Genomic DNA, 19,711 nt, shown 5'->3' on the forward strand with positions numbered 1-19,711 from the left:
GCAGTCTTTTCGGGTAAGAACCACAGCTCTTTGGCGGAAAGAGAAGTATGTCAAAGCGTATGCCTGCGTTAAAGGCTTCGAGTGACGTCCGCTTGGGCGTAACAAGGGTGGTACCACGGTGAATTCGTCCCTGACTTTTGTCAGGGGCTTTTTTATTTTCCGGGTATCCTGTGAACAGATTGAAAATATTTAAGGAGGTAAGATATGAAATATTTAGGTGTAAACGAAATTCGTGAAGAATTTCTGAAATTCTTTGAAAGCAAAGACCATCTGCGTCTGCCCAGCTTCCCTCTGGTGCCCCGCAACGACAACAGCTTGCTGCTGATCAACTCCGGTATGGCACCCATGAAAGCATACTTTACTGGTCAGGAAATCCCTCCCAGCAAGAGAGTGACAACCTGCCAGAAATGTATCCGTACAGGTGATATCGACAACGTAGGGAAAACTGCTCGTCACGGCACATTCTTTGAAATGCTGGGCGACTTCTCCTTCGGTGATTACTTCAAAAACGAAATCGTGCCCTGGTCTTGGGAATTCGTAACAAAAGTACTGGAAATCCCCGAAGACAGACTGTATGTAACCATTTACGAAGAAGACGATGAAACAGGCAAAATCTGGCATGATGTGGTAGGTCTGCCTTGGGACAGAATCGTAAAACTGGGCAAAGAAGACAACTTCTGGGAACACGGCACAGGCCCCTGCGGTCCTTGTACAGAAATCTACTATGACCGTGGTCCTGAATACGGCTGTGACAGCCCTACCTGCGGCGTAGGCTGTGACTGCGACAGATACATGGAATTCTGGAATCTGGTATTGACCCAGTTCAACGCTGAAGAAGACGGCACATACACAGAACTGGCGATGAAGAACGTAGATACCGGTATGGGTCTGGAACGTATGGCAACCATCATGCAGGGCGTTGACTCTATTTTCGACGTAGATACCGTAAAATCTATCCGTGACGCTGTTTGTGCAAAAGCAGGCGTGGAATACGGCAAAGACCATAAAACAGATGTTTCCGTTCGTGTGATCACAGACCACATCCGTTCTGTAACAATGATGACTGCTGACGGCGTACTGCCTTCCAACGAAGGTCGTGGCTATGTACTGCGTCGTCTGCTGCGTCGTGCGGCTCGTCATGGCAAACTGTTGGGCATCGAAGGCGAATTTTTGGCTGAATTGTCCAAATCCGTAATCGCTTGCAGCGGCGAAGCTTATCCCGAATTGGTGGAAAAACAGGATTACATCTTCAAAATCCTGTCCATCGAAGAAAACAGCTTCTATAAGACCATCGACAAAGGTATGGAAATCCTGAAAGCAGACATGGAAGAAATGAAAGCTGCCGGCGAAAAAGTCATGTCCGGTGAAAAATCCTTCCGTCTGTACGACACATATGGTTTCCCTGTTGACCTGACAAAAGAAATCCTGGCAGAAGAAGGCATGGAAATCGACGAAGACGCTTTCACAGCAGAAATGAAAGCACAGAAAGAACGTGCACGTTCCGCAAGAGCAAAATCCAACTACATGGGCGCAGCAGAAACCGTTTACAACGAACTGCCCGTAGAACTGGAAACAGCTTTCGCTGGTTATGATGTATACGATGTGGCAAACGCAAAAATCGTTGCACTGGTTGCAAACGAAGCCGTTGCAGAAACAGCACAGGCTGGCGATACCGTAGCGGTATTCCTGGATAGAACACCTTTCTACGCAGAAAGCGGCGGTCAGGTAGGTGACCAGGGTGTGATCAAAACAGAAACAGGCGTTGTAAAAGTAACCAACTGCGTAAAAGTTGTTGGCGGCAAGATTGCACACATGGGTGAAGTGACAGAAGGTCTGGTGCAGGTAGGCGAAATGGCTTGCGCAAGCATCGACGTGGAACTGCGTATGGCTTCTTCCAGAAACCACAGCGCAACCCACCTGCTGCACAAAGCACTGCGTACCGTTCTGGGTACTCACGTAGAACAGGCTGGTTCCTATGTAAGCGCAGAAAGACTGCGTTTCGACTTCACACACTTCGCAGCAATGACTGCTGATGAAATCAAAGAAGTGGAAAGACTGGTAAATGACGCTATCTTCGCAAGCTATGATGTACACACAGACGAAATGTCCATCGACGAAGCAAGAAACAGAGGCGCAATGGCACTGTTCGGCGAAAAATATGGCGAAGTGGTACGTGTGGTAGATATGGGCGGCTACAGCATCGAACTTTGTGGCGGCGCTCACCTGAAAAACACTGCACAGGTTGGCTCCTTCAAAATCCTGTCTGAAAACGGCGTAGCAGCTGGTGTCAGAAGAATCGAAGCTGTAACAGGCAAAGAAGCCCTGAAACATTATCAGGCACAGGAAGACGAAATCAAAGAAATCTGCCGTCTGGTGAAATCCACACCTGACAAACTGCTGGCTCGTTTGGAACAGCTGTTGGCAGAACAGAAAGAAACAGCAAAAGAACTGGAAAAACTGAAAGCGAAAATGGCAGGCGGCGCAGCAGACGAAATGCTGAACAGCAAAGTAGAAATCGGCGGCGTTGCAGTGCTGGCAGCGGAAGTGAAAGATATGGACGGCAATGCTCTGCGTACCATGGGCGACCAGCTGAAACAGAAACTGGGCAGCGGTGTAGTGGTACTGGCGAGCGGCAAAGACGGCAAAGTAAACCTGATGGCTATGGCTACAGACGATGTTGTGAAAAAAGGCGTACATGCCGGCAACATCATCAAAGCAGCAGCGGCTGTCTGCGGCGGTGGCGGCGGCGGTCGTCCCAACATGGCACAGGCAGGCGGCAAAGATGCTTCCAAGATCGCAGATGCACTGGAAAAAGCAAAAGCAATGGTTGCGGAACAGCTGGGCTGAACCTTCTGAAACCATAATAGCAAAACGAAATCAAGCTGAAAATCTCTGGAAATCGGAGGTTTTCAGCTTTTTCTTTTTGTATACGTTTTGAGGGATTTTTGTATACAGCTGCCTGTGGTAAAATAACAACTTATCCGAAATGCGGAATTAAGAAAGAGCAAAGAGGAGGCGAACCATGGGATATGGTAGAAGCAGGTTATGGAAATATGCAGCGACGGTAGGCGTTGTGGGACTGCTGCTGATGATGGGAGCCATTTTGGTTGCCGATCGCTGGGAGAATATGTTTGGTGTCGCGGTACTTTTGGGGCTGGTTTGTACCTGGGCTGCATTGCTGATGCTTGCAGGTGCGTGGGTACGGGAACTGTGGCATAGCTTTCGCAGGAAGGATTACCTGACGACAGTCATATGGCTTGCCCTTGGGCTTTTGGTCCTGTTCCTGTTTTGCAGGCGCATATTTTAAAACCATAGAAAAACCCCCTCTGCTTAGCAGAGGGGGTTTTGTTACACTCGATGCAATATGATTTTATTGTCTTTCGCTTTGGTTCAATCAGCTTTTGCTGGGAATGAATTTCCCGATGATACCGCCGACGATAGCGGGGATGATCCAAGCGAAGCCCATGTCAGCCAGAGGCAGTACGCTTACGAAATCGGTAGGCAGACCAAAGCCAGCCAGGATTTCCAGAGCACTTGTGATCATACCGAAGTATGCTGCAAAACGATAGATGTTGTTGTTTTTGATCTGTTTATGGAAGAATGCCAGAATGATCAGTACCAGCAGACCAGGGTAGATCAGGTTCAGCAGAGGTGCGGAAACCTTGATGATTGTAGCTACACCAGCGTTGGATACAAGCCAGCTGAATACTACGATGGCAATAACCAGTGTTTTGTATTTCAGTTTGCCGCCGGAAAGTTCTACAAAGTATTCACTTACTGCGGATGTCAGACCAATTGCTGTGGTCCAGCATGCGAACAGAACGATGATACCCAGCAGAATAACACCGATATCACCAAACAGACCTTTTGTGATAGTTACCAGCAGTGTTGTCTGATCCAGACCCTGATAGTCAGCCAGTGTGCCTGTTGTAGCGCCCAGGTATGTCAGACCGCCGTAGATAACCAGCAGACCAACAGCTGCAACTACGCTGGAGCGGATGGTTGCGCCTGCCAGAGATGCCTGGTCGTTGTAGCCTTTGTCTCTCGCACTGTTAGCAATGATGATGATGAAGATCATGGAAGCGATAACGTCCAGTGTCTGGTAACCGTTGTAAGTACCTTCTCTAACTGCGTTTACAGTTGCTTCGGTTTCGATGGGACCCAGAGGGTTAACGATACCAACGATGATCATGATCAACAGGAAGATTACCAGGATAGGTGTCAGGAACTGACCAACGATGTCAACTACTTTGGAAGGACGAATGGTCAGAACCAATACAACCACGAAGAAGAATGCGGAGAAAATCCATGTGGCAAAACCGGGAGCGTTGGTAAGCAGAGGTGCTACACCAACTTCGTATGTAGTCGCTGCTGTACGAGGGATTGCCAGGAAGGGCCCGATACACAGCGCGCCGATGGCACCGATCACCGCACTGGGAACTTTACCCATAGGACCGGTCAAACCTGTGATGGAGTATTGATTTTTGCTGATCAGCGCAAGGATGGCAACCAGAGCCAGACCTACGTCAAAGATGAAGAAGAACAGGAACCCGATAATCCAGGAAGTACCTGTCTGCTGCCCCAGCAAGGGCGGGAAGATCAAGTTGCCGGCGCCGAAGAACATAGCAAATAACGCAGCGCCAATGACAAGCATGTCTTTTGCTTTAAATTGCTTTTTTTCCATAGAATACAACCTCCTTATTTTTTTTCCCTCTGAAAAAAATGAATGATGACGTGAAGCTTAGTTTTGTACATATTGCATGTGAGAAAACCATAAGCTTAAGATATATTATGCAGAAAAAAACAAAAAAACACAAACAAATCGGAAATACTTTAGTGAAACTTTTTGTTCTAAAAGTTTCTTTAAATTATGCTTTTTAGCCTATTTTTATGTCAAAAAATGAAAATGAAAAATAAAATGAAGCAAAATTCATGGAAATTTGTATTTTGAAGAAATAGACGGCATGTACATGAAGTGTTGAGAAAAACATGTTTTTTTTGAGAAACATTAGGCAAAAACACAAAAGTATTCATATTTTCGGCGGATAATATTTACGAAAGGTGAGCATCTTTGATAAAAAAATCGGAAAAACGGGCAGGGAATTATGAATAAATATTTTCTGTATAAAAGCTTAACATTCTACTTAGAATAAACATCTTTAGGAAAAACACTGAAAAAAATATAGATTTTCCTGTGTTTTGGAAGGCGTTTTCCTCTGGCGCACCCTCTTTTTTGTTCTGATGCAAATACAAAATAAGTCTGTTAATGCCGAAAAGTTTATGGTATAATGTGAACGAAAAAACAAATTTCGTTTTTACAGCCGCTGAAGGAAACTTTTTGAAAAAGATGGGATTTTCAACGGTTATCATGAATTTGCACCAAAAGAAAAAAATGGAAAAAAGATACGACTTGTCTGAGAACATTCGGCAAAAGCTGTCAAAGTTCAGGCAGACAAGCCCCCTGTTGTATGCTTACTGACAAGAAAAAAACAGGGATAAATGGAAGACTGAGAAGCAGGTGATGGGGATTTATGAAGGAAATCAGCATGCATGTGGGCAAACGCATCCGTTTGTATCGTAAAATGAAAAATATGACCATTGAAGTCTTTGCGGGACTTATAAATAAAAGCAAAGCCACCGTATCGAAGTATGAGAACGGGGACATTGCCATAGACATTGAAACATTGTTCATCATTGCCAATGCGCTGGATATTTCCGTCAATCAACTCATTGATTATGACAAAGAGGCAGAAGAAACAGAAACGCGTGTGGACCTTTCCGGCAGACGCCATGGCAAGACAAGGATGTATCTTTATTTCTATGACGGTCGCCGCAGCCGCATTGTCCGCAATGTCATCGATATCCGCGGAACCGGAGAAAATGGCATGTTCAGCGCCGATTTGTATGCAGATGTGGATGATTATTCCAACTGTTATAAATGTAAGTATCTTTATCATGGCACTATGCGGCGCTATGACACATTTACCAATTTTCAGTTTGAAAACCAGAATAACAAAATGGAGCGGGTGTTTCTCTACGCCATCAATTCTTTCAGTCCTGCCGGACGGATGCTCGGCATGTTTTCAGGCTTGTCCATCCAACCGATGATGCCTGCATCCTTTAAATTTGTATTGTCACCGGATGTCATGGAGGAGAATGAGGAACTGAAGGAAACCCTTCGTTTTTCAAAAGAGGATATCCGCACCATGAAGAAAATGAATATGTTTATCATTAACCAGCATTTGTGATAAATGAATATAATATGTCAGACAATTATGTAAGACAAGAACCCCTTGCGCAGAAAGGCACAGGGGGTTCTTTTTTAGATTCGTTCTGTTAAAGAAAGCATCATCAGCAGCCCTGCCATGCGTACCGTTTGGGGAGAGGGGGTGCAGCCTGTTTCTCCTGAACGGTCACGAACAGCAAGCTCATTGCCTTCCTCCAGCGAGTATGCCACGTTTTGCCGAATCTGCCCCATGGTGTGAAAGAGCATCAGACTGCGGCAGGCTTCATCCAGCCGTCGTTTTCCCGCTTCGTCTGTAAAAGCCCCCAGTGCCCGCAGCAGGGTCACTTCCCGCGGCGGATGCTCCACGGCATCTGCCTGTTGGAGGGCTGCGGCAGCCTGTATTTTTTGCAGATAATCCTGTTCCACCCTTGTTTGCATGGCTTGCAGGAAGGTTTGCAGTTCGTTTCTGGCGTTGTCCGTGTTTTGCAGGACTTTTGCCAGATGGAATACATTGTTTTCTTCCATAAAAAGATCGCTCCTTTCATTCAGGCAGACAGGAAGGCTCCAAAAGACCGCCGTTTTTCTCGGCGGCAGCACAGAGGCGTTGTTTCACCTGACTGGGTGTGAGGCTTGGGAATCGTTCCAGCAGACAGGCAGCCATGCCGCTGACCATGGGCGTTGCCATGGATGCGCCGCTCATGGCGATGTAGCTGTGGTCGACGATGCTGCTTTTGAAACGGTTTTGCAGGGAAAAGTTATAGTCCGGTGAGAGAACGGAAATGATATTTTCCCCGTGTGCCCACAAATCTGGCTGACCAACGGATGTGGTCTGTTTGGCAGGAAACCATTCTCTGTCCTCCCATGTGCCTACAGAAAGAATGCTGGGGCTGAGGGATGGCGGCGGCAGAAAATGCGTCCCGCCGTCTGGATTGGCTGCGGCAGCCACCACCACAATGCCTTTGTGCCAAAGGGACTCCACTGCTTCCTGCAGAGGACGATGAACCCTTCTGTCATTGGTGCCTATGGATAAATTGACTACTTTTATATTATATTGTGGAGCGTTGTCCAATATCCATCGCATGGCACGAATGGCACGCAGGGAAGTGCCCTGTCCCATGGCATCCAGGATTTTCAGAGAAATGATGTGCGCCTGTGGGGCAATACCCCGGTATCGTCCGCCGGAAAGGGTACCGTTGCCGCAGGCAATGCCTGTGACATGGGTGGCAGGCGCAAAAGAGGGATACGGGACAGGGAATGCCGCATATTCATAGGCAAAAGGGGGGAGAAACATGGAGCGGGCAGCCATTTATTGCAGATTGTCGGTAGAGGACGCACAGCGACAGGAGGGAAAAGACAGCGAAAGCATTGCCAATCAGAAAGAACTGCTTTTGGCTTACGCGGCGAAGAAAGGCTGGCAGGTGACAGGCATCTATGTGGATGAGGATTATTCGGGACTGCGGGAAGATCGCCCCGGTTTTCAGGAGCTCATTGCCCATGGCAGAGAAGGGCGGTTTTCTGTGATTTTGTGTAAGACCCAATCCCGCTTTACCCGAAATCTGGTGACGGCAGAACGGTATCTTTATGAGTTGTTTCCCTTGTGGGGCATACGGTTTGTGTCCGTGGTGGATGGAGTGGATACGGCTAGACGGGAAAATAAACGGGCCAGCCAGATCAACAGCCTCATCAACGAATGGTACTGCGAGGAATTATCGGATAATATTCGGGCAGTCCTCCGCAGGAAACGGGAAATGGGGCAGTATCTGGGGAATTATGCGCCTTATGGTTATGAGAAAAGTCTGGCTGACCATCATGTGCTGGTGCCTTGCCCCCGACGGGCGCGGGTGGTGGCAGGCATCTTTCGGCTGTATCTTCTGGGATTTTCCTGCACAGGCGTGGCAGAGGTGCTCAATGGCTGCGGCATATTATCTCCGGCTATGGCATTGGCGCAAGAGGGGAAGGATTGCGGCAGAAAGGCGAAAGGCATCTGGACGGCATCCACCATATGCAAAATATTGAAAAATCCTGTATATTTGGGAAATATGGTGCAGGGAAAAACAGAAAAAATCAGTTATAAACAGAAAAAAAGCCGCCCATGTTCCAAAGAACAGTGGACGGTGGTGAAAGATACCCATGTGCCGTTGGTTTCCGAGGAAATGTTTGGGGCAGTCCAAAAGAAAATGGCAAAAAACAGAAAGGCATAGAAAAAACAGCGGAGAAATCTGAAAAACAGGTTTCTCCGCTATTTTTGGGTGCTTTAGCTTAACAAAACCCCTAGTTCTACTAGGGGTAAATAAAATACTTTAGTATATTTTTTTTGAATGATAATTACTATGGATTTATTAATTATCAAATGAAGGATAGATATGCAATATTAAATTAACATACTGTATTCTCAATTGTAGTACCTGTTTACAGGTTGCAGTGCAAATAAATGCGATGATATTTTTCGATGCCCCTTTTAGGGGTCGGCACGTAATACCCCTTCTAGGGGTTGATCAAACCACTAGTTTACTAGTGGTTTTGATTTTGAAAATCAAACCATCTGGTTGACTTTAAAGATCAGTTGGAATGCTCTGCGGGAATTGGAGATGTGGGTTTCAATGGCTTTGCGCAGTCCTTCCGGATCCGCAGCAAGGGCTGCATCCAGAATTGCCTGATGCTCTTCCACACATTCGCAGTCCCGATAATGGGGCTGATTGAAGTATGTACCGGCGGAAAAGGTAAAGGGCTGCAAATCTTTGAGAACTTCCACGGCTTTCTGATTGCCGGAGGCAGTCAGATACAGCATATGAAATTCCAGATCCAGCTGGAAAAAGCCTTCTGCGTCCATGGTGGAATCGTTACAGGAAATAAAGTGTTTCTGTTTTTCCATATTTTCCAGCAGCTGCTGGCGCAGGGTGTTGTTATAGTTCAAAGTGGTGATGATGTCTTTGATGAAAAAGCTGTCCATCATCAGACGGATGTCAAAGGTATCGTTCAGTTCATGAGGCGTCAGTGTGCGCACACTCATGCCTTTGTTGGGGGTATTGACCACCAGTTTTTCTTCTGCCAGACGCTGCAATGCCTGTTTTACAGGCGTATCGCTGACACCATATTTTCTTGCCAGTTCTTTGATATTGATCTTTTCACCGGAAACCAACTGCTTGTTGGTGATTTCTTTTTTTATGTCCGCATAAATCTGATCCGCTAGTGTAATTTTTTCGCTCATGTCTACTTGCTCCCCCTCTGCTTGCAGTGTTCATGCAACTTTTATAACGATTTTATATCTATTGTAAAACCAGTTGTGCAAAAATGCAATAGACAATTTGTGTTCATCCGTTTTCTATTGAGAATGGATACACCTTCCAAGAGAAAAAAAGAAGGATGATTTTTTCAAAATGGGATTTTTTGGAATGGGAAAATGAATAAAAAAGGATGTATACATTTGTAAAAAATGCATAATGATTCAAAATGTTTGTTCTATATGCATAATAACAGTGTTTTTATGTGGCGGATAAATGTTTTTAAATTAGAGGAAATACCAATTGAAAATTAGAATTGGATTAAATATAATCTAATAAAAAGTTTTATCTATCAAAAAAGAAGTTTTATTTATCGATAAAAAATTCGTTTTAATCGTGAAAAAAGAACTTCTTTTAAAAAAAGATGTGCTTTTGGGAGGATTCTAAAGACAAGAGGGAGGAGTATGTATGAAAAAAAGACTCGGTGTTCTGGCGCTGGCAACTGCCATGCTGCTGGGGATGACCGGCTGCGGCAGCCAAAATGAGGAAACCGCAGAAACCACAACACCCGCAGGGTTTGTGGAAAAGAAGGTAGAGCCTGTTACCTTTGAATCAGGCGTGGAACTGCAGGAAGACTGCAGACATTTGATCTATGCCCTGGGCAATGCCCCTGCTACCATCGACGCAGCGAAATTCTTCAAGATGCGTCTTGAGCAGGAAACAAACGGCGCCATGACCGTAGATATCTATACGGACAACGTATTGGGCGGTGAACGTGAACTGCTGGAAAGCTGCCAGTTTGGTGACTACGATATCGTACTGGCAACAAACGCAACAGTAGCTGCTTTCTGTAAAGATATTTACTGTCTGGATATTCCTTGGATTTTTGAAAACAAACAGCAGGTATACGAAGTGCTGGACGGCGAACTGGGCGACTATCTGGGCGATCAGCTCAAAGAAGTTGGCTTCCAGCTGCTGCAGTGGCAGGAAAACTCTTTCCGTACACTGTCCACCACAGATAAACCCATCGAATCCATGGATGACCTGAAAGGTCTGAAGATCCGTATCATGGAAAATGAACTGCAGCTGGCACAGTGGAAAGCTTATGGTGCCAACCCTACACCCATGGCCTTCACAGAACTGTTCACCGCTTTGCAGCAGGGTACTGTAGACGGTCAGGACAACGGCGCAGAACTGACATGGCAGTCCAAATTCCAGGAAGTACAGAAATACTATGTTTATACAAAACACATCTATTCTCCTTACGTAATCCTGATGAGTGGAGAAACATTCAACGGTCTGACACCGGAAGAACAGGATATCATCATGAAAATCTCCGATGAAGCTGTTGCTTATGAACGTGAAAGATGTTCCGAATACGAAGCTGCTGCTTTGGAAAACATCAAAAACTATCCCGGCATGAACTACGCAGAACTGAGCCCTGAAGTGGTGGAAGAAATGAAAGCTGCTTGTGCCGGCATCAAAGATCTGGCTTATGAAAAAGTAGAACATCCTGAAGTGATCGATCTGCTTTACAGCGAAGCCGAAAAAGCGAAAGAAAAGTATCCCGCAGAACAGACGACAGATACACCGGCACAAACAGAAACCGATGTTGAAGCAGCACCTGCGGCGTAAAAATACAGGGGAGGGAAAAAGGTATGAAGTTTTTGAATGAACATCTGGAAGCATGCTTCATCGTGCCTTTGATGTTTTTGATGAGTATTATCATTTTTGTTCAGGTTGTCATGCGTTATGTATTCCATAGCTCTCTGACATGGTCTGAAGAAATGGCAAGATATCTGTTTGTATGGCTGGTTTATTTCTCTGTGGCTTATACAGCGAAAAAAGAAGCCCATATCCGTATCGACGCTGCTATCAATATCTATCCTAAAAAAGCACGTCCTTATGTAGAAATCCTTAGTGAAATCATCGTACTGGCTTTTGCAATCTTCATTGCGGCAACATCCGTTACTGTTTTCCAGAAGATCACAGCCAGCGGCCAGATTTCTCCCGCCCTGCATGTGCCCATGCAGTTCGTATACGCAGCACCTCTGGTTGGCTTCTTCTTGACAGCTATCCGCCAGATCCAGTGCATCATCAAAAAAATCAAAGGATTGCATAATCATGAGGAGGTGCAGGAAGCATGACAACTGGAGCTATTGCAGCAGTCGTATTTATTGCATTGATCATCAGCCTTGTTTTGACTGTTCCCATCGGTTTCTCCCTGGGGATCGCTTCCTTGGCTTATATCTTCGCTACAGATCAGCTGACACTGGGCTTTGTAGCACGTAACATGGTAACTGGTACAGACTCTTTCCCCATCATGGCGATTCCCTTCTTCGTGTTCGCCGGTGAACTGATGGGCGGCGGCGGTATTTCCAAACGTCTGCTGGACGTTGCCAACGTATTCTTCGGCAGAATCCGCGGCGGTCTTGCCATCGTAACCGTTGTTGTATGTATGTTCTTCGCGGCTATTTCCGGTTCCGGTCCGGCAACTGTAGCAGCTGTCGGCGGTATGGTTGTTCCTACCATGCTGGAAAAAGGATATGACAAAAAATTCGTACTGGCGCTGATCGCTGCCGCTGGTTCCATCGGCGTTATCATCCCGCCCAGTATCCCTATGGTTGTTTACTCCGTAACTGTAAACAGCTCCGTAAGCTCCCTGTTCCTGGCGGGCTTCATCCCCGGTATCCTCATCGGTCTGGTACTGATCGTTTACAGCTACGTCTATGCAAGAAAAGCTGGTTATAAAGGCGACACAGAACCTTTCAGCATCGGTCGTGCGCTCCGCGAAGTATGGAGAGGTAAATGGGCACTGCTGTCCCCCGTTATCATCCTGGGCGGTATCTACGGCGGTATCTTCACACCTACAGAAGCAGCTGCTGTATCCGTAATTTACAGCTTGATCATCGGTCTGTTCGTACATAAAGAACTGAACTTCAAACAGATGTTGGATGTAACAAAGAGATCCTGTGAAACAACCGCAACCATCCTGGTGGTAATTGGCTGCGCAACTGGTTTCTCCAAAGTCCTGACACTGGGTCGTATCCCTACAACCGTTGCAACTCTGCTGACAACGATGACAGACAGCAAAGTGCTGATCCTTCTGCTCATCAACCTGCTGCTGCTGTTGGTAGGCTGCTTCATGGAAACAGTATGTGCCATCATGATTCTGGCTCCCATCCTGTTCCCTGTTGTAACAGCGCTGGGCGTTGACCCTATCCACTTCGGTATCATCATGGTAACCAACTTGGCAATCGGCTTCATCACACCTCCTCTGGGTGTAAACCTGTTCGTTGCTTCCCGTGTAGGGGAAACGACGCTGGATGTGGTCATCAGGGGGATCGTCCCCTTCCTGGTGCTGATGATCGCCACACTGATGCTGATCACCTATGTACCGGCAATCTCTATGTTCCTGCCTAATTTGTTAGGTTAAAGAAGGAAGGCGAAAAAAATATGCAGTGGTGTAAAAATGCTTGCAGCCACTTGGTAGATGCTTGCATCATCGTACTGGTAGCATTTCTCATGTTCCAGTAATGAATCGGATAATCTCTAACTCCTACATATAAAGCATTATAGAAAATGGAAGAGGCAGCGCCTGTGTATCAACATGGGCGTTGTTTCTTTTTTTTTGCGCCTGTCACATGGGTCCCGTGTCCGTTATCGTCGTAAGGCGTTGTCCGCCCATTGATGAAATCCCGAAAAGCGATGATGCGGTCTGTTGGTATGGTAAAATCCGCCACAGGAGAGATGCCTGTGTCCAGTATGGCAATGCCGATGCCTTTTCCTGTGGGGAATGATTTTGGCGAAATGGCGGTATCTGTAAAATGCTCCATTTGAAAGACCCCCTTTCTGACAGAGTATGCGGGGGGCAGTTTTTTGGGAATGCGAAAGAAGTTCTTTTTTTCCTTCCGGCTGCATATCTTTTGATGAAGGACAGGATGGAGGGAATACCATGGAGGAAAACCGGAAAACAGAACTCATGCATCTGGCAGGCAGGCTGGAAAGACTGCGCCGGCTCATGGGGCAGGATACACCGCAGGAGGCTTCGCAGTCAGTGCCGGCAATGGAGGAAGGGGAAAAGCAGGAGAACATGCTCATGGCAGCCATTCCGTTTCTGGATCAGGAGTATCAAAGGGATCTGTATGTGGTGGTGCGGCTCATGGAAATGCGGCGGATGCTGACGGGAGGCGTGCTGCAAGCCCGCAGCCGGGATACCCTGCCGCCATCTGTGCGCAGAAGGCAGATGCTGTCCGCCATTCGCCCCTGCCTGTCCCAAAGGGAACAAACAAGACTGGATACCCTCATGCGGGTCATGGACGCAAGGGAAATCCTCATACAAAAGGAGGGATTGGATGGACTGGACAAAGGCACAAATGGAGGCTCTGGGCGAGGAACGGCTGCGGCTGATTCGGGAAGCTCAGGAAAAAAGCAAGGATAAAACAGGACTGGAGAGATTGGATGTTTTTCTGGAATATGGGGAAGCCTTGGCGCAAGGCGGAACCCTTTCCAAAGAAGAACAGAAAGCCCTGCTGGCAGCAGTATCTCAAAATCTGCCGGAAAACGACCGGGCACAGATACAGCAGATTATGGGACTTATGGGATTGTAAAATAGAAAAAATACGGCGTATTTTCCAAAGGGGAAATACGCCGTATCTGTTTACCGGGAAAGCAAATCCAACAGCAGTAACACTGCCGCCGGGGAACAGCCGCCGGAAGCCTGCTTTCTTTGGCTTTTCTGTGGTCTTGCTTTTTGTTTCTGGGGCGCAAAGGGTGCGGGTATCTCTCTCTTTCCATACATACATACCACCTCCTGTCACTACTTTATGCAGTGGGAGGAAAGTTTTTTCACTTTTTTTGCACGGACAGAGGATTTTATGTTATGATAAAAAAGATTGAAAAAACAGAAGTAGAAATGATTGGTGTATATGAAAAAGGAACGACGGGAACGGAACTTCCGTATATTGGAGTTCCGTGAAAATCAATATGATATCATCGGCGATGTCCATGGCTGTTATGACGAGCTCATCCAGCTGGTGGAAAAGCTGGGCTACCGGGAGGAAAAGGGCATTTACGTTCATCCCGATAAACGGCGGCTTATTTCCGTGGGGGATGTGTCCGACAAAGGCCCTGCCAATTTGGCATGCCTGAATTTCTGGATGGATCAGGTGGCTTATAACGGCGGTTTCTGGGTCCACGGCAATCACTGCAATAAGCTTTACCGCTATTTTCTGGGGAACCGTGTGCGGATTTCTCATGGTCTGGAGAAAACCGTGGCAGAACTGGACAAGCTGAGCAGAGAGGAACGGCAGGCATTCCGCATTCGCTATATGCAGTGCTATGAAAGCCAGTGCTATTATCTTTTGCTGGATAAAAAACGTCTGGCAATCGTCCATGGCGGCTTGCAGGAAGAAAGCATGGGATATTTTTCCGGGAAAATACGGGCAGTGTGCCTCTATGGGGAAACCACTGGCGAAACAGACGAAAACGGCAGACCCCAAAGACGGGACTGGGCAGCGTCTTACCATGGAAAAGCCTTGGTGGTCTATGGGCATACAGTGGCAGAACGCCCTGATTTGGTGAATAACACCGTTGACATTGACCAGGGGTGTGTTTATGGCGGTTATCTCACAGCCCTGCGTTATCCGGAAATGGAGTTTGTGCAGGTGCGCGGACAGGTTTATGCCCACTATCGTGGTGACGGCAAAGTGCCGGAATGAAAAGAGAACGGATGAGTCAAGAAGGCTCATCCGTTTTTTGATTGGAAAAATGCACTTCTGGCGTGCCTTTTTGCCCGACAGGTGGTGGAAAGGGCGGCGTGTTTTTGTTACCATGATAAATAAGGAGGGATTTGCATGGATTTGGGAAAAAATATCGCAAAGGCAAGAAAGGATGCCAACATGACACAGGAACAGCTGGCAGAAAAATTGCAGGTGGCAAGACAGACCGTTTCCAAATGGGAAGCAGGCACCACCATGCCTACGGTGCCGGGATTGGTAAAACTGGCTGAGGCTCTGGAAACAGATTGCAACAGCCTTTTGGCAGAAGAAGAAAAACAGCCGGAAATCAAACAGACGGAAACAGGCTATGTGGTGGACTGGACGAAACTCTATCCTATATTGGTGACTTATCAGCAGGAAATGGACTGCACTCCTTACGAAGTCCAGTTTGCTGCTATGATACGGGAAGTCCAGAAAACTTACGGCTATTCCGCCGAAGATGCTATGCTGGCATTGAAGGATATTTTCGCAAAAACATACTTCAAAGAATTCCAGCCGTAAAATTTAGGGGCATCTTCATAAGAAAACAAAGAAAGCTGAAATCCTTGTCATATAGAGGATTCCAGCTTTCTTATTTTTACTGAGATTTTATTTGATATGTTTTCTTAAGGGGAAGTTGCTTTGGCTGGATTTTTTGTATCCATGGACAAGCCCTCTTTTCTCTGCTATGCTGAAAAGAAGGGGGCAGAAAGATGAAAAAGATAGATGGATTTTTTGAGAAATACTGGAGATTTCTGCATTTGATTGTGTGTGTATATTTGGCAGTCAATTATTTCAAGCTTTGGGAAAGATGGAGGGCATACTGGGTGGTGCATATCATCATGGCTGTGTTCTTTTTTGTTTATGGCAGGTTTTGGCTCCTGTCTGCCGGAAAAATGCCAACGGTTAAAGAACGCAGAAACAGAAAGGTCACAGGCATTCTTTGTTTTGGCATTTGTTTCTGCTGTTTGCTTTTGGGCGTTTATATCTTTTGAGAAAGGACGGATATCATGGAAAAACCGAAATTACTTTTATTCTTAGACCGTCATCCCTTCATCCGAAACAATATGCAGAAAGTTTTGACTGTCTGCATGTTTCTGGATTTGCTGGCAGGGGTATTTGAGCAGTACCAGATGACAGGACCTTTGGCGGCAATTTCCGCATGGACAGCGGTATTCTTTGGGCTGTGCGCCCTTTTGTATTGGTGCATGCTGAAAGAGTATCAGCAGACGCAGGACGCATGGCATTGGGCATCAGATGGGTATGAGCGGCAATTGCGATTTTTCGCACTGGCAGGAGCGGCTATGGCTGTTTTCAACGCTGTGAAATGCGCCGCTTATTTCATCGGCAGTTAAAAACGGGGAAACCTTGGATTTTACAGGGTTTTCCCTATTTTTTTACGGAAAAAAAGAGGATTTTTTTGTGAAAGAAGCGTATTTTCTTATTAAGGAAGAAAAAGGAGGGATGAGAATGGAATACCGTTTGTTTCAGGAAGAATTGGAGGAGAAAATATTGAGTCCTCTGGCGGCAAAAAGTGCCGCATCCAAAGGGCGTTTGCGCCCCGAGGAAAAGTGCGATTTTCGCACGGATTTTCAGCGGGACAGAGATCGTATCATCCACTGCAAAGCCTTTCGGCGCATGAAGCATAAGACACAGGTGTTCATCTCTCCCGAAGGAGATCATTACCGCACCCGCCTGACCCATACGTTGGAGGTTGCCCAGATTGCCCGTACCATTGCAAGAGCGTTGCGACTCAATGAGGATTTGACAGAAGCCATTGCTTTGGGGCATGACTTAGGGCATACGCCTTTTGGTCACGCCGGGGAGCGGAAACTGGATGAACTCTGCAAAGACAGAGGGGGTTTTGCCCATAACGAACAGAGCCTGCGTGTGGCAGACCGTCTGGAAAAAGACGGAAAGGGACTGAATTTGACATGGGAGGTGCGGGATGGTATACTGAACCACCGTACCAGCGGACACCCTGCCACACTGGAAGGGAAAATTGTACAGCTTTCAGATAAAATCGCATATACCAACCACGACATTGACGATGCCATTCGGGCAGGCATGCTCCGCCCTGAGGATATTCCGGCGGGATATGTGGCAGTCATGGGGGGAACCTCCAGCAAACGCATCAATGCCATGATACGGGATACCATATTACATAGCACCGGCACCGGCGACATCCGCATGAGTCCGGAAATGCGGGCAACCCTCACAGGACTGCGGGCATTTATGTTCCAGAAGGTCTACCACAGTGACATTGCCACCAGTGAGCATGAAAAAGCCCAGAAAATCGTAGGCGACCTCTTTGCTTACTATCTGGAACATCCACAGGAGATGGAGGGAGAGTTCCGCCGCCTCATGGAAGAAGGGGAAACGGTGGAGCAGACCGTTTGTGATTATGTCGCCTGCATGACAGACCGTTTTGCCGTGGCAAGATTCAAGAAACTCTTTATTCCTGCGGAATGGAGCGTCCTTTGATTTATTGATGGATTTTTGCGAAAAATCGGTCTTTTGCGGTCGGTTTTTGTACAAATATACAAAACGTCGCCAAAAGGGAGGATTTTTCGGGGAAATGTCGAAATCATAGAGTATAGCAGGAGAAAGGAAGTGTAACAGCTTCCTTTCTCCAATGTTTACGGAAATTCCAGAAACGTTGTTTCCAAAAAGATGGAAAGGGGGGAGGACAATGCGGTATCCGAGAGAATTGATTGAGGAAATCCGTATGCAAAATGACATTGTGGATGTCATTTCCCAGTACGTCCCCTTGAAGCAAAAGGGCAGTTCTTACTTCGGACTTTGCCCTTTTCATCACGAAAAGACCCCGTCTTTTTCCGTCAACAGTGAAAAACAGTTTTATTACTGTTTCGGCTGTGGAGCGTCTGGGAATGTATACGGCTTTCTCATGGAAATGGAAAACTGTGATTTTCCAGAAGCGGTGAAAAAACTGGCGGAGCGCGCCAACATCCCTTTGCCGGAGCCTCAAATGACGGGACAGGCTCTCGCCATGGAGCGGCTGAAAACAAGGCTCTTTGAGATGCATCGGGCAGCAGGAAGGTTTTATTATGACACCCTCCAGTCGGACGAAGGCGTACCGGCACGGGCTTATCTGGAGCGGCGGCAATTGAAGCCAAACCTTGCCAGAAAATTCGGTATCGGTTATTCCCCAGACCGCAGACATGCCCTTTTCGACCACCTGAAGGGATTGGGATATTCCGTAGAGGATATGGTCAAAAGCGGCTTAGTCATTCCCGATAAGGAAGGAAGCGGCTACCACGACCGTTTCCGGGGAAGGCTTATGTTCCCCATATTTGACGCCCAAGGACGGGTAGTAGGGTTCGGCGGCAGAATCCTAAGCAAGGGGGAACCCAAGTATCTGAATTCCCCCGAAACCGTACTGTTCAGCAAGAGCCGCAATCTATACGGGCTGAATTTTGCCAAAGCCGCCAGAAAGAAGGAACTTATTCTGGTGGAAGGATATATGGATATGATTTCTGTCTATCAGGCAGGATTCCATAACGTGGTGGCGTCGTTGGGAACGGCATTCAACCGGGAACACGCCATGACATTGAAGAAATACGCCGAGGACGTGATTCTGCTTTACGACAGCGACGAAGCAGGCACAAACGCCGCCCTCCGTGCCATTCCCGTATTGGTGGAAAATGGATTCCATGTACGGGTGACACAGGTGCCAGACGGCAAAGACCCCGACGAATTCATCAAACAAAACGGCTCAGCAGAGTTTTCCAAGCTGCTGGTCAATGCCGTTCATTATATATCGTTCCAGATCGCCTGCATCCGCAGGAAATACGCCCTGGACAACCCGGAACATCGGGTGCGCTTTGCCACAGAGGCGGCGCAGATTTTGACAAAATTGGAAAGCGACATCGAGCGGGATGTATATACCGCCGAGGTCAGCCGTATGACAGGGGTGGAGGAAAGCGCCATCCAGAATGAAATACGGAAACTCCGCCGCAAAGAGGACGAGGCGTTCCAGCAGGAAGCCCAGAAGCGGCAGATACAGATGCAAAGGCAGTACGGCGGCAGAGAAAAGGAAGATAAGGGGCTGTTGGACGCCCAGAAAAGTTTGTTGTATTTTTCTGCCAGCCATCGGCATATATATGAAATTTTACAGAAGGTGTTGGATAAGGACGATTTTCCCACAGAGGTCTACGGCAAGGCATTTGAAGCCATGGGCACTTTATGGGAAGAAGCGGGGAATGTGTTCCCTGCGGAACTGATCAGTTTTTTTGAGGAAGGCGAAGCACAACGGCGTGTCACGGAGATTTTCGCGGCACAACCGCCGGCAGACGATGGGTTTGACCTGCAAAAAGCCGTCAATGAAGCCGCAAAAGTATTGAAGCGGGCAAAGATCGACCGAAAAACGGCACAGGCATCCACCGTGGAGGAAATCCAACAGCTGGTGGAGGAGAAAAGAAAGCTGGAGGCACTGCATATTACCATCTGATATGGTTAGACTATAAGGAACACAGAAAGGGAGG

The 19,711-nt window shown here is 47.2% G+C and carries 20 protein-coding genes, 1 pseudogene and 1 other annotated feature (1 of these 22 running past the window's edge); of the genes and pseudogenes, 15 read left to right on the forward strand and 6 right to left on the reverse strand.

The features are described from left to right. Positions 1-135: a binding site (T-box leader), on the forward strand; it begins 90 nt to the left of the window's first position. Positions 136-204: 69 nt separating this feature from the next. After that, the gene (gene alaS, locus BUB35_RS02600) at positions 205-2,847 is read left to right on the forward strand and encodes an alanine--tRNA ligase (RefSeq protein WP_072848837.1); all 2,643 of its coding nucleotides are present in this window, start codon (positions 205-207) and stop codon (positions 2,845-2,847) included. A 175-nt stretch (positions 2,848-3,022) separates the two neighbouring features. Next, positions 3,023-3,307, forward strand: a complete 285-nt coding sequence (locus tag BUB35_RS02605) for a hypothetical protein (protein WP_072848839.1) — start codon at positions 3,023-3,025, stop codon at positions 3,305-3,307. A gap of 87 nt (positions 3,308-3,394) precedes the next feature. On the opposite strand, the gene brnQ is transcribed toward BUB35_RS02605, so the two are convergent. Next, on the reverse strand, positions 3,395-4,684 hold the full coding sequence (brnQ, locus tag BUB35_RS02610; protein ID WP_072848841.1) for a branched-chain amino acid transport system II carrier protein: 1,290 nt from the start codon (positions 4,682-4,684) through the stop codon (positions 3,395-3,397). An 847-nt stretch (positions 4,685-5,531) separates the two neighbouring features. Here brnQ and BUB35_RS02620 point away from each other — a divergent pair. Then, on the forward strand, positions 5,532-6,248 hold the full coding sequence (locus tag BUB35_RS02620) for a helix-turn-helix domain-containing protein (RefSeq protein ID WP_072848845.1): 717 nt from the start codon (positions 5,532-5,534) through the stop codon (positions 6,246-6,248). A 74-nt stretch (positions 6,249-6,322) separates the two neighbouring features. Here BUB35_RS02620 and BUB35_RS02625 read toward each other — a convergent pair whose 3' ends face one another. Both BUB35_RS02625 and BUB35_RS02630 read right to left on the reverse strand, forming a co-directional pair. Then, positions 6,323-6,751 (reverse strand): hypothetical protein, encoded by a 429-nt coding sequence (locus tag BUB35_RS02625; protein ID WP_072848847.1) that lies wholly within the window; start codon positions 6,749-6,751, stop codon positions 6,323-6,325. Positions 6,752-6,767: 16 nt separating this feature from the next. Next, positions 6,768-7,517, reverse strand: coding sequence for a S8 family serine peptidase (locus tag BUB35_RS02630; protein WP_072848849.1), 750 nt, complete (start codon positions 7,515-7,517; stop codon positions 6,768-6,770). On the opposite strand from BUB35_RS02630, the gene BUB35_RS02635 reads away from it, so the two are divergent. Further along, positions 7,516-8,427, forward strand: a complete 912-nt coding sequence (locus BUB35_RS02635; protein WP_072848851.1) for a recombinase family protein — start codon at positions 7,516-7,518, stop codon at positions 8,425-8,427. The two genes, BUB35_RS02630 and BUB35_RS02635, sit on opposite strands and share 2 nt — an antisense overlap. A gap of 332 nt (positions 8,428-8,759) precedes the next feature. Here the strand turns inward: BUB35_RS02635 and BUB35_RS02640 are convergent, their stop codons facing one another. Then, positions 8,760-9,434, reverse strand: coding sequence for a GntR family transcriptional regulator (locus tag BUB35_RS02640; RefSeq protein WP_072848853.1), 675 nt, complete (start codon positions 9,432-9,434; stop codon positions 8,760-8,762). Between the two features lie 481 nt (positions 9,435-9,915). Between BUB35_RS02640 and BUB35_RS02645 the strand changes: the two genes are divergently transcribed. The 3 genes from BUB35_RS02645 to BUB35_RS02655 are packed head-to-tail and all read left to right on the forward strand — an operon-like array spanning position 9,916 to position 12,883. After that, a complete protein-coding gene (locus BUB35_RS02645) occupies positions 9,916-11,082 on the forward strand; it encodes a TRAP transporter substrate-binding protein (protein WP_072848855.1) in 1,167 nt (388 codons plus the stop codon). A gap of 23 nt (positions 11,083-11,105) precedes the next feature. Beyond that, the gene (locus BUB35_RS02650; protein WP_072848857.1) at positions 11,106-11,594 is read left to right on the forward strand and encodes a TRAP transporter small permease; all 489 of its coding nucleotides are present in this window, start codon (positions 11,106-11,108) and stop codon (positions 11,592-11,594) included. Next, positions 11,591-12,883: a TRAP transporter large permease gene (locus BUB35_RS02655; RefSeq protein ID WP_072848859.1), complete on the forward strand. Its 1,293-nt coding sequence runs from the start codon at positions 11,591-11,593 to the stop codon at positions 12,881-12,883. Before BUB35_RS02650 ends, BUB35_RS02655 begins: the two co-directional genes overlap by 4 nt. A 205-nt stretch (positions 12,884-13,088) precedes the next feature. Here the strand turns inward: BUB35_RS02655 and BUB35_RS19765 are convergent. Beyond that, positions 13,089-13,283 (reverse strand): annotated as a pseudogene (locus tag BUB35_RS19765) (hypothetical protein); the annotation flags it as partial. Positions 13,284-13,402: 119 nt separating this feature from the next. On the opposite strand from BUB35_RS19765, the gene BUB35_RS02665 reads away from it, so the two are divergent. Beyond that, positions 13,403-13,888: a hypothetical protein gene (locus BUB35_RS02665; protein ID WP_143158926.1), complete on the forward strand. Its 486-nt coding sequence runs from the start codon at positions 13,403-13,405 to the stop codon at positions 13,886-13,888. Then, a complete protein-coding gene (locus tag BUB35_RS02670; RefSeq protein WP_143158927.1) occupies positions 13,803-14,057 on the forward strand; it encodes a hypothetical protein in 255 nt (84 codons plus the stop codon). The genes BUB35_RS02665 and BUB35_RS02670 overlap by 86 nt, the downstream gene beginning before the upstream one ends. A gap of 50 nt (positions 14,058-14,107) precedes the next feature. Here BUB35_RS02670 and BUB35_RS18985 read toward each other — a convergent pair whose 3' ends face one another. Further along, positions 14,108-14,248 carry a hypothetical protein gene (locus tag BUB35_RS18985; RefSeq protein ID WP_159432853.1) on the reverse strand — a complete coding sequence of 47 codons (141 nt, stop codon included), beginning with the start codon at positions 14,246-14,248 and terminating at the stop codon, positions 14,108-14,110. Between the two features lie 127 nt (positions 14,249-14,375). Between BUB35_RS18985 and prpE the strand changes: the two genes are divergently transcribed. The 6 genes from prpE to dnaG all read left to right on the forward strand — a co-directional run bounded on the left by prpE (position 14,376) and on the right by dnaG (position 19,677). Then, complete coding sequence (gene prpE / locus BUB35_RS02675) at positions 14,376-15,167, forward strand: bis(5'-nucleosyl)-tetraphosphatase PrpE (protein ID WP_072849051.1); 792 nt, start codon at positions 14,376-14,378, stop codon at positions 15,165-15,167. Between the two features lie 135 nt (positions 15,168-15,302). After that, positions 15,303-15,728, forward strand: coding sequence for a helix-turn-helix domain-containing protein (locus BUB35_RS02680; RefSeq protein WP_072848867.1), 426 nt, complete (start codon positions 15,303-15,305; stop codon positions 15,726-15,728). A 191-nt stretch (positions 15,729-15,919) separates the two neighbouring features. Next, positions 15,920-16,201 (forward strand): hypothetical protein, encoded by a 282-nt coding sequence (locus BUB35_RS02685; protein ID WP_072848869.1) that lies wholly within the window; start codon positions 15,920-15,922, stop codon positions 16,199-16,201. A gap of 15 nt (positions 16,202-16,216) precedes the next feature. Beyond that, a complete protein-coding gene (locus tag BUB35_RS02690; protein ID WP_072848870.1) occupies positions 16,217-16,561 on the forward strand; it encodes a hypothetical protein in 345 nt (114 codons plus the stop codon). Between the two features lie 115 nt (positions 16,562-16,676). Further along, a complete protein-coding gene (locus tag BUB35_RS02695) occupies positions 16,677-17,690 on the forward strand; it encodes a deoxyguanosinetriphosphate triphosphohydrolase (RefSeq protein WP_072849054.1) in 1,014 nt (337 codons plus the stop codon). A gap of 208 nt (positions 17,691-17,898) precedes the next feature. Then, positions 17,899-19,677 (forward strand): DNA primase, encoded by a 1,779-nt coding sequence (dnaG, locus tag BUB35_RS02700; RefSeq protein WP_072848872.1) that lies wholly within the window; start codon positions 17,899-17,901, stop codon positions 19,675-19,677. Positions 19,678-19,711: the final 34 nt, after the last annotated feature.

It is taken from the genome of Anaerotignum lactatifermentans DSM 14214 (genome assembly GCF_900142265.1).
Classification (GTDB): domain Bacteria; phylum Bacillota; class Clostridia; order Lachnospirales; family Anaerotignaceae; genus Anaerotignum; species Anaerotignum lactatifermentans.

What these genes read in the sequence shown, in the direction of transcription:
- BUB35_RS02645 (WP_072848855.1), top strand. Translation starts at nt 9,916, where the DNA reads ATGAAAAAAAGACTCGGTGTTCTGGCGCTGGCAACTGCCATGCTGCTG.
- BUB35_RS02655 (WP_072848859.1), top strand. Translation starts at nt 11,591, where the DNA reads ATGACAACTGGAGCTATTGCAGCAGTCGTATTTATTGCATTGATCATC.
- BUB35_RS02630 (WP_072848849.1), bottom strand. Translation starts at nt 7,517, where the DNA reads ATGTTTCTCCCCCCTTTTGCCTATGAATATGCGGCATTCCCTGTCCCG.
- BUB35_RS02670 (WP_143158927.1), top strand. Translation starts at nt 13,803, where the DNA reads ATGGACTGGACAAAGGCACAAATGGAGGCTCTGGGCGAGGAACGGCTG.
- brnQ (WP_072848841.1), bottom strand. Translation starts at nt 4,684, where the DNA reads ATGGAAAAAAAGCAATTTAAAGCAAAAGACATGCTTGTCATTGGCGCT.
- BUB35_RS02665 (WP_143158926.1), top strand. Translation starts at nt 13,403, where the DNA reads ATGGAGGAAAACCGGAAAACAGAACTCATGCATCTGGCAGGCAGGCTG.
- BUB35_RS02685 (WP_072848869.1), top strand. Translation starts at nt 15,920, where the DNA reads ATGAAAAAGATAGATGGATTTTTTGAGAAATACTGGAGATTTCTGCAT.
- BUB35_RS02695 (WP_072849054.1), top strand. Translation starts at nt 16,677, where the DNA reads ATGGAATACCGTTTGTTTCAGGAAGAATTGGAGGAGAAAATATTGAGT.
- BUB35_RS02690 (WP_072848870.1), top strand. Translation starts at nt 16,217, where the DNA reads ATGGAAAAACCGAAATTACTTTTATTCTTAGACCGTCATCCCTTCATC.
- BUB35_RS02620 (WP_072848845.1), top strand. Translation starts at nt 5,532, where the DNA reads ATGAAGGAAATCAGCATGCATGTGGGCAAACGCATCCGTTTGTATCGT.
- BUB35_RS02605 (WP_072848839.1), top strand. Translation starts at nt 3,023, where the DNA reads ATGGGATATGGTAGAAGCAGGTTATGGAAATATGCAGCGACGGTAGGC.
- BUB35_RS02625 (WP_072848847.1), bottom strand. Translation starts at nt 6,751, where the DNA reads ATGGAAGAAAACAATGTATTCCATCTGGCAAAAGTCCTGCAAAACACG.
- BUB35_RS02640 (WP_072848853.1), bottom strand. Translation starts at nt 9,434, where the DNA reads ATGAGCGAAAAAATTACACTAGCGGATCAGATTTATGCGGACATAAAA.
- BUB35_RS02635 (WP_072848851.1), top strand. Translation starts at nt 7,516, where the DNA reads ATGGAGCGGGCAGCCATTTATTGCAGATTGTCGGTAGAGGACGCACAG.
- alaS (WP_072848837.1), top strand. Translation starts at nt 205, where the DNA reads ATGAAATATTTAGGTGTAAACGAAATTCGTGAAGAATTTCTGAAATTC.
- BUB35_RS18985 (WP_159432853.1), bottom strand. Translation starts at nt 14,248, where the DNA reads ATGTATGGAAAGAGAGAGATACCCGCACCCTTTGCGCCCCAGAAACAA.
- BUB35_RS02650 (WP_072848857.1), top strand. Translation starts at nt 11,106, where the DNA reads ATGAAGTTTTTGAATGAACATCTGGAAGCATGCTTCATCGTGCCTTTG.
- BUB35_RS02680 (WP_072848867.1), top strand. Translation starts at nt 15,303, where the DNA reads ATGGATTTGGGAAAAAATATCGCAAAGGCAAGAAAGGATGCCAACATG.
- dnaG (WP_072848872.1), top strand. Translation starts at nt 17,899, where the DNA reads ATGCGGTATCCGAGAGAATTGATTGAGGAAATCCGTATGCAAAATGAC.
- prpE (WP_072849051.1), top strand. Translation starts at nt 14,376, where the DNA reads ATGAAAAAGGAACGACGGGAACGGAACTTCCGTATATTGGAGTTCCGT.